Source organism: Pseudoalteromonas sp. NZS71 (assembly GCF_015864715.1).
GTDB classification, from domain to species: domain Bacteria; phylum Pseudomonadota; class Gammaproteobacteria; order Enterobacterales; family Alteromonadaceae; genus Pseudoalteromonas; species Pseudoalteromonas arctica.
In genome coordinates, this window is record NZ_JADYWS010000019.1 from 44,554 (window position 1) to 58,435 (window position 13,882).

The following is a 13,882-nucleotide window of genomic DNA, read 5'->3' on the forward strand; positions in this document are numbered from 1 at the left end:
AAGTTAAAGTGCTAATTCTTCTTCTATAACCGTACTAACATGTGACACTGGGTGGGCAAAGTAGTTGCCTTGCATTAGTGTCACATTCGCCTTTTTAAGTGCGGTTACTATGGTTGCATTTTCTACCGACTCTGCCATTAATTGCAAACCAAGTTGATTAGCAAAACTGGCTATATGTTCAATAAATAAATAGATGTCTTTGTCATGCACTATTTGCTTTATTAGTGCACCATCTAGCTTAATACCGTCCACTTCAAGCTTAAGTACGTTTGATATATTTGAATAACCACTGCCAAAGTCATCAATAATAACCTTAACGCCTTTCGTTTTAACCATTCCAATAAATGCTTTCACCTCAGAAAAGTTGGCAATAGCTTGGGTTTCTAAAAGCTCTAGTGTGATATTACCAGGATGCGGGTAGCGCTTAAGTTCGTCCGCAATAAATTCACTTAAATTAGGGTCGAGCATATCTTGTGCTGTTATATTTAAACTCCAGCAAATATCGGTTTTTCTAAAGCGACTAACACATTGTGAAAATATAGTACGGGTAAGTATTCCGTCCATTCTTGAGCGAGTAACAACATTTAAAAATGCATCAGGTTTCAACACTTCCCCTTGCGCCGTTACCATTCGAGCTAAACATTCGTATTGAACGACCTTGTTGATATTTGTATCAATAATGGGTTGAAAGTAAGGCACTATACGGTTGTTATCAAACGCTTCACGCACTTCTTTAGCCATTTCAACATTGTATTGATATTGCGTTTTTACATCGTGTAGCGCTTTTGAGTAGTTAACTACGCTATGCCTGCCTTGTTTGGCTTGCAGCGCCGCTATATGAGCGTTTTCAAGTAGTAGCGATTTATTGCCACTGGCAATACCTGCACATAGGGTTATGTAAATAAAAGGGTCAGTTAACACTGGGGTATTAAAGTTATACGTTTTTACGAGATCGGTAAATTCGTCATTGCTCATTTCTTTAGGCGCGAGTAATACTATTTTGTTGGTTGCTAGTCTGTATATATGGCAATGCGCAGAGCTTCTGAGTTTAAAGTGAATAAGTAAGTTTTTCATTACTTTATCACCCACTTCAGTGCCGTAGAAACTGTTTATATCTTCTATTTCATTAACCCAAATAACGGCTAACTGCATGTGATGAGCATTACTTTTTTTAATAAAGTACTCAAGAGCAATATGATTTGAAAAACCAGTACTTGAGTCAGTTGCTAAAGAGCGCTTTAGTAAATAAATATATATGGCGGCAACAAGTATCGCGATAAAAAAGAAGAAGCTAGCCATTGCAGCAGCTTTCGATACGCTTTCTTTAAGTTTCTCGTTTAAATTGTAAATAGTTATATCGGCACCCGTTAAATAGGTATTGCCGTTAATAGGGTCAACGTAAGGAATAAAAATAGTTTTAAAGTGGCCCCACTGATCGCTCGATATTTCAAATACAGGCTCGGTTGAGTAAAAAGCACTTATATTTGCATCGGTAGCTTCAGGGTAGAGATCTAAAAATTGAGTTACTTTGCCATTATTCTGATCGTCTTGCGTGTAGCTTGATGAGCTAAAAAGAACCTTTCCGTCTTTTAAAATCATTGAATATACATAAGCAATATCAAGTGCTTGAGCAAACTCAGAGAGCTGTTTACTCTTATTTTGATAGTAAGAAAAACTTATGTTGTCGCCTTGATTAACCGCACTTAAGTAATTTTCACCTAGAATATGTTTAACGCTGGTGGCGGCATTAAGTAAGCGATTATCAACCGACTGCATTATTTCAGCACGCGTGGTTTGGTATGTGTAGTAAACATAGGTAAGCAAGCTTATTAAAAACAAGCTAAAGCCTGCCACTATCCAACTAACTTTGACTCTTCCTTCTGGCATATGTGTCCCTTTTTTGTTATCAAATTTATTATACCCAAAATAAGTAAATGCCCAATAAATAATTAGGTTTGGTAGAGTTTTAATTAAATTATCATTTTTTTGTCATCGCTTTGATTGCTTTTATAGGTTTAAACGAGACATTTTAGTTATATTGCAGTAAAGTTAGCGCAATTTTTAAAGAAACACGATTGCTCTAAATGTCCTAATAAGTAGGTGTTTTTGATGGGTAAGCGCGTGTTTTAGCTACACACACTAGGTATTGAGATGGATCAAAAGCGTTGTGCCGTCGCCTCTAAAGAAAGCCTTAAGCGTATATTTACTGTACCTGAAGCGCCAGACTCAACTTTAAGCAAAATCGAGCTTGAAATTTCGAGTAATTTAGCAGGTTTTCTAAACGAAAATATAGCGGCAATTGAAAAACCATTACATGAAATCGAAAAAGATTTTCAGTCGGCAGTGATCCCAGAGGATCCAACGTTTGTATCTGCTTATGCCCAAGACATAATGGAGCAACTTGTTGCACATTCTGTGCATACAGCTGCGCCTAGCTTTATTGGTCACATGACCTCTGCCTTGCCGCATTTTTTATTACCGCTGTCAAAATTGATGGTAGGGCTAAATCAAAATCTAGTAAAAATAGAAACGTCTAAAGCGTTTACGCCTCTTGAACGTCAAGTGCTTGGAATGATGCATCATTTAGCTTATGGGCAAGAAGATTCATTTTATTCTAAATGGATGCACAGTGCTAAAACCTCACTAGGTGCATTTTGCTCTGGTGGAACGGTTGCTAATATTACTGCGCTTTGGATTGCTCGAAACCGCTTATTAAAACCCGATGGCGATTTTAGAGGTATCGGCGCACAAGGCCTAATTGCCGGTATGCTGCATTACGGCTATAAAGGTTTAGCAGTATTAATATCAGAACGCGGACATTACTCACTAGGTAAATCGGTTGATTTACTCGGTATTGGTCGCGATAACTTAATTGGTATTAAAACCTGCGAAAATAATAAAGTTGATGTAGGAGCTATGCGCGAAAAAGCACGTGAGCTTGAATCGCAAGGCATTAAAGTAATGGCGATTATTGGGGTAGCGGGTACAACCGAAACCGGTAATATTGACCCACTTGATGAAATGGCCGACTTAGCACAAGACATTAACTGCCATTTTCATGTAGATGCTGCATGGGGAGGAGCAACCCTTTTATCGAACACGCATCGCCCTTTATTAAAAGGGATTGAGCGAGCAGATTCAATTACCATCGATGCACATAAACAAATGTATGTACCAATGGGAGCGGGCTTAGTTTTATTTAAAGATCCCGCTGCAACTGATGCAATAGAGCATCACGCTGAGTACATATTACGTAAAGGTTCAAAAGACTTAGGTAGCCACACGCTTGAAGGCAGCCGACCTGGTATGGCAATGTTAGTACACGCTTGCTTACGTGTTATTGGTCGCAAAGGTTACGAAATGCTGATTGATCGAAGCATCAAAAAAGCACATTACTTTGCTGATTTAATTAAGGCTGATGAAGACTTTGAGCTTATTTCGGAGCCTGAGTTGTGCTTATTAACGTATCGTTATGTACCTAAGCAAATTAAACAAGCAATAGCCGATGCTGATGCAGCAACTCGGTTAGATATTTTTGCTTCACTGAACCGTTTTACTGCCAGTATGCAAAAACGTCAGCGAGAGTCTGGTCGCTCATTTGTATCACGTACTCGTTTAACGCCTTCTAAATACGACAATCAACCTACAGTTGTATTTAGAGTGGTACTTGCAAACCCGCTTACATCAGGCGCTATTTTAAAAGAGATATTGGCTGAGCAAAAAGAGTTGGCTGCAACAGATCCTGTATTCAAAAAATACTTAAGAAAGTATATGTAATCTAAATACAAAAAAGGGTCCATAAGGACCCTTCTTAATATCAAAAGTACTTATTAATGTAAAATACGTGCTCTAATTGTACCCTCAACAGCGCTTAGTTCTTTAAGTGCTACTTCAGATTGATCTGTATCTACATCAATAACTACATAACCAATAGATGCGTCTGTTTGTAGGTATTGCGCAGCAATGTTAATACCGTGCTGTGCAAACGCTTGGTTAATTTGCGTTAGTACACCAGGGCGGTTGTGGTGCACGTGTAATAAACGGCTACGATTAGCAAGCTCAGGCAGCGATACTTCAGGGAAGTTAACGGCAGTAATAGTTGAGCCATTATCTGAGTATTTAGCCAGTTTACCCGCTACTTCAATACCAATGTTTTCTTGCGCTTCTTGTGTAGAACCACCAATGTGCGGCGTTAAAATAACATTGTCGAATTGGCGCAGTGGCGATACAAATTCTTCATCGTTAGATTTTGGCTCAGTAGGGAACACATCGATTGCTGCACCACTTAGTTTTTTCTCTGTTAGTGCTTCTGCAAGTGCATCAATATCAACAACAGTTCCGCGTGAAGCGTTGATCAAAATAGATCCCTGCTTCATAACAGCAAGTTCTGCGCTACCAATAAGATTTTTAGTTTGCGGTGTTTCTGGTACGTGTAAGCTAATAATATCAGAGCGTTGTAACAGCTGAGTTAGGTTGTGAACTTGTTTTGCATTACCGAGTGATAACTTATCTTCGATATCGTAATATTCAACGTTCATACCGATGTTTTCAGCCATAATGCCTAGCTGAGTACCAATGTGACCGTAGCCAATAATACCTAATGTTTTACCACGTGCTTCAAACGAACCATTTGCTGTTTTTAACCAGCCACCACGATGAGCCGCTGCATTACGCTCTGGAATACCGCGTAATAAAAGTAGGATTTCACCAAGTACAAGTTCAGCAACTGAACGAGTATTAGAAAATGGTGCGTTAAATACAGCAATACCGCGTTCGCGTGCTGCATCTAAATCAACTTGGTTTGTACCAATACAAAAACACCCAACAGCAACTAGCTTGTCAGCTGAGTCTAATACGGCTTGGTTAATATGAGTACGAGAACGAAGTCCTACAAAGTGAACATCTTTAATGCGCTCTTTTAACTCGTCCTCAGGTAAGGATGTTTTAACGTAGTCGATATTGCTGTAACCGTTACGTTTTAGCGTTTCAACAGCGCTTTGGTGAACACCTTCAAGCAAGAGAATTTTAATTTTGTCTTTTGCTAACGATACCTTACTCATAACCTCATCCTATTTAATTTGTGGCCCATTTTTAGTACCGATAATCACTTTATCAGCACCACGCATCGCAAATAGGCCGTTGGTAACTACGCCAACAATTGAATTTATTTGTGCTTCAAGTTGTTTAGCATTGGTAATTTTTAAGTTAAATACATCTAATATAACGTTACCGTTATCGGTAACTACGCCTTGGCGATAAACAGGGTCACCACCAAGCTTTAATAATTCTCGTGCAACGTAGCTGCGCGCCATTGGAATAACTTCTACCGGAAGCGGGAAGTCGCCTAATGTTTTTACTAATTTGGTGTCATCTACAATGCACACAAATTGTTTAGCTACAGCGGCTACTATTTTTTCGCGAGTGAGGGCTGCACCGCCACCTTTAATCATTTCGTTTTGAGCATTTATTTCGTCAGCACCGTCAACGTATACATCTAAAGCAGCAACGTTATTAAGCTCAAATACTTCAATACCTAACGCTTGTAGGCGCGCGGTTGAGGCTTCTGAGCTTGATACAGCGCCTACAATAGTGTCCTTTACTGAGCCAAGGGCATCAATAAAGTGATTAACAGTAGAGCCTGTACCCACACCTACAATAGTGTTTTCTTTTACAAACTCGAGTGCTGCCCAAGCAGCTGCTTTTTTTAATTCGTCTTGTGTCATTGCTTTGTGCTCATGTATGTCAGAAGTATGCGGTTAGTAATCAAATTTAATTGTTACCAACAGTATGTTTTATCTGGGGTGATAATGGTTTTAAGTGGTACGTCCCACGACTCGATTGGTAGGGCCTCAACTTTTTGGCATTCATGTGCAAGGCCAATTAGTTGTGGTTTTTGCCAATTTTGTTCGTGTAAACGCGCCAATGTCCGGTCGTAAAACCCACCTCCCATTCCTAGGCGATTACCTTGTTTATCAAATGCAACTAATGGCATAAGGAGGTAATCAAGCACTGGTAATGGGCATATTTGAGAGCAGTTCAGCTTAGGCTCCAAGATACCATAGCGATTTGCTCTCATGGGTGAGTTTTTCTCATAGCGCTGAAATAGTAAATTAGCGCCATTGAATGGGTGTATTATAGGTAGGTAAACGGTATGGTTTAAACTCCATAATTCTTTAATTAACAATGAAGTGTCTAGCTCCCCATCGTTACTTAAGTAAATGGCAATATGCTTTGAATTCGTTGTTTTTTCGCTTATTAAATGTTGAATAAAATTCATTTTTAGCGATTGCGCAGCAATTATTTGCTGATTATTTGACAAGTTTTTACGAGTGTTACGAATTTCTGCTCTTATTTTTGCGCGTTTATTGCTCATTAAATTAATTAACCATTCTTAAAAAGAGAATAAATCGGGAAAAATTAAAAAAACAGCCAGTACGACTAGCAAAATGGTGGCAGTTGCAATCAATGAATATAAAAGTAAGTTACTGCGTTTTTTAGGAGGCGCTAAATCATCATCTAGCATTAGATCGTCACCTTGCCATTCGTCAATACTTTCGTCTGGCGCTTTTAATTGAGCTTCAGGAAGGCGTTGCTCTAACTCGTCTAACTTTTCTTCAAGGCGAATTAAGCTGCTAGTGATGTAATCGAGTGCATCAAAAATACGTTCGTCACGTTGGTTGTTATTTGCAGCAGGGTTTGAGTCATTTTGAATGATGTTTGAAACAGCTTGAAGCTTACTTTTAATGCCTAAGCCTGCTAGTAACTTAGCCTGTTTTAACGCTTTGTCTTTATCGCTTGGTGCAAACAGTGGCTTACCTTTAAAAAAAAGAGCTACTTTTTCATCTGACGTTTTTAATTTTGCAGCTAAATTTGTACATGCTGTTTTTATGTCAACGTTATCGGCAAGTCCTGCAAATATAACGCGAAAGTTATCGGCCATTTAACTGTCCCTAAAGCTTTTATAATGAAATGAGTATATACCTAAAGTACAAAAGAATTCGAGGTCGATTTAATAGTTATTTTGTAGACGCTCTACAAACAATATAGCGAATAAGTTTTAGATGCAAAAACGGCCCTTAAAAGGGCCGTTTTTAATTTACTACAACACTTTTGGCTTAAAGGCCAGCAGCTGCGCGAAGTGCGTCTGCTTTATCTGTACGTTCCCAAGGGAATTCGTCACGACCAAAGTGGCCGTAAGCCGCTGTAGGAAGGTAGATAGGGCGCTCTAAATCAAGCATTTGAATTAAGCCGTAAGGGCGCAGGTCAAAATGTTCACGAATAAGCTCGATTAAACGGCTTTCTTCTAGCTTGCTTGTACCAAACGTTTCAACGCTGATAGAAGTAGGCTCTGCAACACCAATTGCGTAAGAAACTTGTAGCTCACACTTGTCAGCAAGACCAGCAGCAACAATGTTTTTAGCAACGTAACGTGCAGCGTATGCTGCTGAACGGTCAACTTTTGATGGATCTTTACCAGAGAAAGCACCACCACCGTGACGAGCCATACCACCGTATGTATCTACAATGATTTTACGACCAGTTAAACCACAGTCACCCATTGGTCCGCCAATAACAAAGCGACCTGTTGGGTTAATGAAAAACTTAGTCGCACTTGTGATAAGTTCTGCAGGAAGTACCGGCTTGATGATTGTTTCCATCACCGCTTCTACTAAATCTTTTTGCGAAATGTCTTCGCTGTGCTGAGTAGAAAGCACTACAGCATCAATACCTACAGGTTTGCCATTTTCGTATGCAAAAGTAACTTGAGATTTTGCATCTGGACGTAACCAGTTAAGCTCGCCGCTTTTACGAACCTCAGCTTGGCGCTGTACTAAACGGTGTGAGTAAGTAATTGGAGCAGGCATTAGTACTTCTGTTTCGTTACATGCGTAACCAAACATTAAGCCTTGGTCGCCAGCGCCTTGCTCTTCTGGGCTAGTACGGTCAACACCTTGGTTAATGTCAGGAGACTGTTTACCAATAGTGTTCAAAATTGCACATGAATCGGCATCAAAGCCCATGTCTGAATTTGTGTAGCCAATATCACGAATTGTTTTACGTGTAATTTCTTCGATATCAACCCATGCGCTAGTAGTGATTTCACCACCAACCATAACCATACCGGTTTTTACGTAAGTTTCGCATGCAACACGGGCATGAGAGTCTTGCTCTAGGATAGCATCAAGTACCGCATCAGAGATTTGATCGGCGATTTTATCCGGATGACCTTCAGAAACTGATTCAGAAGTAAATAAATGTTTTGCCATTGTAATTCTGCTCACAAATATTGCGCTTCACAAACGTCGGTATTAGCGCTAAAAAATTAAGGGGCGTATTTTATCGAAAACAAAACACCTTGCATAGTGTTTTTACGCCTAGACGTCTAAATAAAATTACTAATAACTTTTTGGTCTTAAAAAATATTCATAATGCCTCACTTTTATAGGGTTTTTAATTGCACACAGCCCCCACAATAAGTAAGAATGGTCGGTATAAACGAACCCAAGTTACTTGGGTGCATAAACAAACACATAAATACCCGCGCAAATACACATAAAGGTAGGAGAATTCATGCCATCTCGCAAAGAACTTGCAAATGCTATTCGCGTCTTGTCAATGGACGCAGTACAAAAGGCCAAATCTGGTCACCCTGGAGCCCCTATGGGCATGGCTGATATCGCAGAAGTATTATGGCGCGATTATCTAAAACATAACCCAACGAATCCAGAGTGGGCTGACCGTGACAGATTTATTCTTTCAAACGGCCACGGTTCAATGCTTATCTATTCTCTATTGCACCTAAGTGGTTACGACTTACCACTGGACGAAATTAAAAACTTCCGTCAAATGCATTCTAAAACACCAGGTCACCCTGAATATGGCTATGCACCAGGAATCGAAACTACTACGGGTCCATTAGGTCAAGGGATCACAAATGCCGTAGGTATGGCAATTGCTGAAAAAGCACTTGCTGCACAGTTTAACCGTGAAGGTCACGATATTGTTGATCACTTTACCTATGCATTTATGGGCGATGGCTGCCTTATGGAAGGTATTTCTCATGAAGCAGGTTCACTTGCAGGCACATTAGGTCTGGGTAAACTTGTTGCATTTTGGGATGACAACGGCATCTCAATCGATGGCGAAGTAGAAGGTTGGTTTACAGATGATACACCGGCTCGCTTTAAAGCATACGGTTGGCATGTAATTAGTGGTGTTGATGGCCACGACAGTGATGCTGTAAGTGCTGCAATAGCAGAAGCAAAAAGCGTTACCGATAAACCTTCACTAATTTGTTGTAAAACAATTATTGGTTACGGCTCACCTAATAAATCAGGTAGCCATGATTGTCACGGTGCTCCACTAGGTGATGACGAAATTAAAGCATCTCGCGAATTTTTAGGTTGGACTGGCGATGCGTTCGAAATTCCTGATGATATTTACGCGCAATGGGATGGCAAAGAAAAAGGCAAGCAGCTTGAATCAAGCTGGGACGAAAAATTTGCAGCATACGCAAAAGCATACCCAGAGCTTGCAGCTGAATATAAGCGTCGTATTAATAACGAACTGCCTGGCGATTGGGCTGCAAAATCACAAGCGTACATTGAGCAATTACAAGCAAACCCTGCAAACCCAGCGTCTCGTAAAGCATCACAAAATGCATTAAATGCGTTTGGTCCGTTATTACCAGAATTTATGGGTGGCTCAGCCGATTTAGCTGGCTCAAACTTAACTATTTGGGATGGCTCTAAAGGTTTAACACGCGATGATGCAAGCGGTAACTACATTTATTACGGTGTGCGTGAGTTTGGTATGTCGGCAATTATGAATGGTATTGCGCTTCATAAAGGCTTTATTCCTTACGGTGCAACGTTCTTAATGTTTGTTGAATATGCAAAAAATGCTGTACGTATGGCTGCATTAATGAAGCAACCAAGCATTTTTGTATACACGCACGATTCAATCGGCCTAGGTGAAGATGGCCCAACTCACCAACCAGTAGAGCAAATTGCAAGCATGCGTTTAACGCCTAACTTATACAACTGGCGTCCATGTGACCAAGTTGAGTCGGCAATTGCATGGCAACAAGCTATTGAGCGTAAAGACGGCCCTACATCGCTTATCTTTACTCGCCAAGGTCTTGAGCAACAAGCACGTGACGCACAGCAATTAGCAGACGTTAAAAAGGGTGGTTACATCCTTAGCTGTGACGGCAATCCAGAGATTATCTTTATTGCGACGGGCTCTGAAGTGCAACTAGCACAAGATTCAGCAACTGAGCTACGCAGCCAAGGTAAAAAGGTACGTGTTGTATCTATGCCATGTACTGATGCCTTTGAAGATCAAAGCGCAGCATACAAAGAAAGCGTATTACCGGCATCTGTTTCACGCCGCGTAGCAGTAGAAGCAGGTATTGCTGACTACTGGTACAAGTACGTAGGCCTAAACGGCGCAGTAGTAGGTATGACTACCTTTGGTGAGTCAGCACCTGCAGGCGAGCTGTTTGAGCACTTTGGTTTTACAGTGGCAAACATTGTAAGCAAAGCAAACGAGCTTTTTTAATCGCTTTGATTAAATAAAGTAAGTAATTGAAAAACCCGCACATGTTGCGGGTTTTTTTATGCCCTTACATGAAGCAACTTCACCTTGATCAATGCAGCTTTCCTTGCAAGAAAGTAAGCTATCAGGCAAGGTAGTGCGATAAAATTTATAAATAAAAATCTTAAATTAATAGCAGGAGCTAAAAATGCCAAAGTTCGATAACGTGAGTGTAGTAAAAAAAGCCAATGTATATTTTGACGGAAAAGTGTCGAGCCGTACCGTTATTTTAGGTGATGGCGAAGCGAAAACGTTAGGCTTTATGCAACCAGGTGAGTTTGTTTTTGATACAAACCAAAAAGAGTGCATGGAGCTTTTAGCTGGCCAATGGGATATTTTATTACCAGGTGCAAGTGAGTGGAAAACATTTAACGCGGGTGAATCGTTTAATGTTGATGCAAATGTAAGCTTTAAAGTAAAAGTATCTGATTTTGCTGACTACTGTTGTTCGTACACAGATTAATCAGTACAGCTAGACGTCTGAAAGCCCATGCACTATGGGCTTTGCATAAACTTTGCGCAACGCATGATTTAAATCACCAAAAACTGCAAATAAACCTCAAATATCTCTCTTTTTTCCTTGTGTTAATCTAAATAGCCCCCAATACTATTTATGAGGTAACAAATAAAAGGATACCCTATGAAAATTAATCTTTCTGGTCACCATGTTGAAGTTACTGACTCTATTAGAGAGCACATCAACGAAAAATTTTCAAAAATCGAGAGCCATTTCCCATCGCTTATTGCACTCGAAATTATTTTGTCTAAAGAACATCATAAAATCCAAGCTGAAATTAGCACTAATTATGAAGGCACGCGCATATCGGTAAAAGGGGAAAACGAAGTTATGTACCCTGCCATTGCAAGTGCAGCTAAAAAACTCGATGCAGCACTAAAACATCGAAAAGGGCAGATAAAAGCAAACTTACACGAAAAGCCTGTTAGCACTACACCTGAAATCGCACACGAGATCATCCAAGAGATGGATCTTAAATAAAACTCAGTCACAAAGTATTGTAAAAAAGAGCCGTATGGCTCTTTTTTATTGCCTGTAATTTAGGTAAGTTATGCGTTCTTGCAGTTTATTAATTATAAAGGTTAGGGTCTGTTTATCTTTCGAGGTTGAATTTACAGCTGTATGTTGGGCTTTTAGGCAAGGCAGAGCCTATGTAGTGTGGTTCTTCCCCATAAATAGGCGATAACGCAGCATAAAAGCCCAACATACGCTGCCCAAAGGGTTCTGCCTAGGGACGATTAACTCTTTATTGCTCGATTTTTACTTAGCCCACTAGGTTACAAACCTCGCGCTGCGATTAAATCGCCCCTAGGTTGAATAAATTTCAATCCTGAAAGGTCAACAGACCCTGATAAAAAGAACACAAAACACACATATTTTGAGAAATTAATGCACACAACAAAAGCAGTATGGAAGTCTCGACTAGGTGCGCTTGGACCTGGAATACTCATGGCAACAGCCGCTATTGGCGGTTCTCACTTAGTTGCGTCTACGCAAGCTGGAGCAATATTTGGCTGGCAATTATTTTGGCTTATCCTCGTTGTTAATGTTTTAAAGTACCCGTTTTTTCGCTTTGGTATGGAATACACACTCGCCACTAAAAATAGCCTAGTGGAGGGCTATAAAAGCAAAGGTCCGTTTTACTTCTATAGTTTTATTGGCTTAAACATTGTTGCCGCTGTTGTTAATACCGCCGGCGTATTACTGCTTACCGCAAGCTTACTGCATTACGCCTTACCCGTGGTTATTGAAGTAACCTTGCTTTGTTGGATGCTGCTGGGTGTATGTTTAGTTATATTGCTACTTGGACACTTTAAAGCGCTAGATAACGTTGCCAAAGGCATTATGGGGCTGCTTACGCTCGCTACTTTGATTGCCATTGCATTTAATAACGGCCCAATGGCACCTGCTGATTATGTGGGACCTTCACCGTATGAACTTGCCATGCTTAGCTTTATGGTGGCTTTAATGGGCTGGATGCCAGCCCCTATCGAAATATCTGCATTAAGTTCTTTATGGCTAAAAGAAAAACAAGCGCAGCAAACAGTGACTAAAAGCCAAGGCTTGTTCGATTTTAACGTAGGTTACTGGCTTACAGCTGGCTTAGCATTAGTATTTTTTAGCTTAGGTGTATTAGTGCAGTACGGGCAAACCAGTAGTATAGAACTTGGCGGTGTCGCGTTTGCCAAGCAGCTTATTGATATGTACGCATTAACAATAGGCGAGTGGGCAAGGCCGCTTGTATCAGCAATCGCCTTTTTATGTATGTTTGGCACTACACTCACCGTGCTAGATGGCTACGCCCGTACGCTTAACGAATCTCATAAACTACTTGGCTTTAAGCAATCAAAACACAGTCTAAATATTTGGTTAATACTACAAGCACTTGCCGGTATGGCGGTTATTTTATTTTTTAAATCAGCCCTTGGCCCCATGCTTACGTTTGCTATGACACTTTCATTTGTTACAACGCCTGTATTTGCATGGCTCAACTTTAGCCTTGTGCGATCAGAGCCTGCTATTAAGCATAGCGTGTTACTACATAGTTTAACGTGGTTAGGTTTAGTGTACTTAGTTGGGTTTGCTGTCGCGTTTGTAGTGTGGAAACTAGCATTCTAAATACAGCCACTTACTTTAGGGTTTTAATTAAAGCCCTCAAGCATTAAATTCTAGGATTAAACGAGGTATAAATGGATATTAGAATAGGTGAGCTTTCAAACCCACACGTTATAAAGTTACTACAAGCGCATCATAACGATATGTTAAAACACTCACCCGTTGAGAGCGTACATGCACTTGATGTGAGTAAACTCACTCAGCCCGACATAACTTTTTATAGCTTATTGATTGATAATAATTTAGCGGGTGTTGGCGCTTTAAAAGCACTAAATGCGACCGAAGGCGAAATTAAATCAATGCGCACATCAAGCAACTATTTACGCCAAGGCATAGCCGCTAAGTTACTCACGCATATTATTGAGCAATCAACTTTGCGAGGTTATAAAAAGTTAAGTTTAGAGACCGGCACGGCAAAGGCATTTTTGCCCGCACAAAAGCTTTACACTCAATTTGGTTTTAAAGAATGCGAGCCGTTTGGGGGTTATGAGCTAGATCCGTACAGCTTGTTTATGAGTAAAGCGCTTTAAATCTAATAAATCATTTATGCTAAAAGTTATAAAAATATTACATAGGCCTTTTACCCCTTAATTACCTAACTAATTAAAATAAGGGAAGTCTAAGTAACAGTATTTTGTAGGTTATGATTAA

Annotated in this window: 12 protein-coding genes; 6 read left to right on the forward strand and 6 right to left on the reverse strand. The window is 40.1% G+C overall.

What is annotated here, in order from left to right; genetic code table 11:
- Nucleotides 1–3 precede the first annotated feature (3 nt).
- Complete coding sequence (locus tag I6E85_RS13530) at nt 4–1,887, reverse strand: GGDEF domain-containing protein (protein ID WP_197237011.1); 1,884 nt, start codon at nt 1,885–1,887, stop codon at nt 4–6.
- A 264-nt stretch (nt 1,888–2,151) separates the two neighbouring features.
- On the opposite strand from I6E85_RS13530, the gene panP reads away from it, so the two are divergent.
- Nucleotides 2,152–3,777, forward strand: coding sequence for a pyridoxal-dependent aspartate 1-decarboxylase PanP (gene panP / locus I6E85_RS13535; RefSeq protein ID WP_024594075.1), 1,626 nt, complete (start codon nt 2,152–2,154; stop codon nt 3,775–3,777).
- 53 nt (nt 3,778–3,830) lie between these two features.
- Here panP and serA read toward each other — a convergent pair whose 3' ends face one another.
- From serA to metK, 5 genes are all read right to left on the reverse strand, one after another.
- A complete protein-coding gene (gene serA, locus I6E85_RS13540; RefSeq protein WP_024594074.1) occupies nt 3,831–5,060 on the reverse strand; it encodes a phosphoglycerate dehydrogenase in 1,230 nt (409 codons plus the stop codon).
- 9 nt (nt 5,061–5,069) lie between these two features.
- On the reverse strand, nt 5,070–5,723 hold the full coding sequence (gene rpiA / locus I6E85_RS13545; RefSeq protein WP_007584757.1) for a ribose-5-phosphate isomerase RpiA: 654 nt from the start codon (nt 5,721–5,723) through the stop codon (nt 5,070–5,072).
- Between the two features lie 53 nt (nt 5,724–5,776).
- Nucleotides 5,777–6,373, reverse strand: coding sequence for a 5-formyltetrahydrofolate cyclo-ligase (locus I6E85_RS13550; protein ID WP_197237012.1), 597 nt, complete (start codon nt 6,371–6,373; stop codon nt 5,777–5,779).
- A gap of 18 nt (nt 6,374–6,391) precedes the next feature.
- A complete protein-coding gene (locus I6E85_RS13555) occupies nt 6,392–6,940 on the reverse strand; it encodes a hypothetical protein (RefSeq protein WP_197237013.1) in 549 nt (182 codons plus the stop codon).
- A gap of 175 nt (nt 6,941–7,115) precedes the next feature.
- A complete protein-coding gene (gene metK, locus I6E85_RS13560; protein ID WP_101164183.1) occupies nt 7,116–8,267 on the reverse strand; it encodes a methionine adenosyltransferase in 1,152 nt (383 codons plus the stop codon).
- A gap of 304 nt (nt 8,268–8,571) precedes the next feature.
- Here metK and tkt point away from each other — a divergent pair, with 304 nt between their 5' ends.
- The 5 genes from tkt (at nt 8,572) to I6E85_RS13585 (ending at nt 13,761) form a co-directional block, all read left to right on the forward strand.
- Nucleotides 8,572–10,563, forward strand: coding sequence for a transketolase (gene tkt / locus I6E85_RS13565; RefSeq protein WP_197237014.1), 1,992 nt, complete (start codon nt 8,572–8,574; stop codon nt 10,561–10,563).
- A gap of 184 nt (nt 10,564–10,747) precedes the next feature.
- A complete protein-coding gene (locus I6E85_RS13570; RefSeq protein ID WP_002958974.1) occupies nt 10,748–11,062 on the forward strand; it encodes a pyrimidine/purine nucleoside phosphorylase in 315 nt (104 codons plus the stop codon).
- A 177-nt stretch (nt 11,063–11,239) separates the two neighbouring features.
- On the forward strand, nt 11,240–11,596 hold the full coding sequence (gene raiA, locus I6E85_RS13575; RefSeq protein ID WP_007584763.1) for a ribosome-associated translation inhibitor RaiA: 357 nt from the start codon (nt 11,240–11,242) through the stop codon (nt 11,594–11,596).
- A gap of 468 nt (nt 11,597–12,064) precedes the next feature.
- Nucleotides 12,065–13,234 (forward strand): NRAMP family divalent metal transporter, encoded by a 1,170-nt coding sequence (locus tag I6E85_RS13580; RefSeq protein WP_197237027.1) that lies wholly within the window; start codon nt 12,065–12,067, stop codon nt 13,232–13,234.
- A 71-nt stretch (nt 13,235–13,305) separates the two neighbouring features.
- Nucleotides 13,306–13,761 carry a GNAT family N-acetyltransferase gene (locus tag I6E85_RS13585; protein ID WP_197237015.1) on the forward strand — a complete coding sequence of 152 codons (456 nt, stop codon included), beginning with the start codon at nt 13,306–13,308 and terminating at the stop codon, nt 13,759–13,761.
- Nucleotides 13,762–13,882 lie beyond the last annotated feature (121 nt).

Bases quoted from the DNA above. Each gene is read 5' to 3' on its own strand.
- I6E85_RS13530 (WP_197237011.1), bottom strand. From the start codon at position 1,887: ATGCCAGAAGGAAGAGTCAAAGTTAGTTGGATAGTGGCAGGCTTTAGC.
- panP (WP_024594075.1), top strand. From the start codon at position 2,152: ATGGATCAAAAGCGTTGTGCCGTCGCCTCTAAAGAAAGCCTTAAGCGT.
- serA (WP_024594074.1), bottom strand. From the start codon at position 5,060: ATGAGTAAGGTATCGTTAGCAAAAGACAAAATTAAAATTCTCTTGCTT.
- rpiA (WP_007584757.1), bottom strand. From the start codon at position 5,723: ATGACACAAGACGAATTAAAAAAAGCAGCTGCTTGGGCAGCACTCGAG.
- I6E85_RS13550 (WP_197237012.1), bottom strand. From the start codon at position 6,373: ATGAGCAATAAACGCGCAAAAATAAGAGCAGAAATTCGTAACACTCGT.
- I6E85_RS13555 (WP_197237013.1), bottom strand. From the start codon at position 6,940: ATGGCCGATAACTTTCGCGTTATATTTGCAGGACTTGCCGATAACGTT.
- metK (WP_101164183.1), bottom strand. From the start codon at position 8,267: ATGGCAAAACATTTATTTACTTCTGAATCAGTTTCTGAAGGTCATCCG.
- tkt (WP_197237014.1), top strand. From the start codon at position 8,572: ATGCCATCTCGCAAAGAACTTGCAAATGCTATTCGCGTCTTGTCAATG.
- I6E85_RS13570 (WP_002958974.1), top strand. From the start codon at position 10,748: ATGCCAAAGTTCGATAACGTGAGTGTAGTAAAAAAAGCCAATGTATAT.
- raiA (WP_007584763.1), top strand. From the start codon at position 11,240: ATGAAAATTAATCTTTCTGGTCACCATGTTGAAGTTACTGACTCTATT.
- I6E85_RS13580 (WP_197237027.1), top strand. From the start codon at position 12,065: ATGGCAACAGCCGCTATTGGCGGTTCTCACTTAGTTGCGTCTACGCAA.
- I6E85_RS13585 (WP_197237015.1), top strand. From the start codon at position 13,306: ATGGATATTAGAATAGGTGAGCTTTCAAACCCACACGTTATAAAGTTA.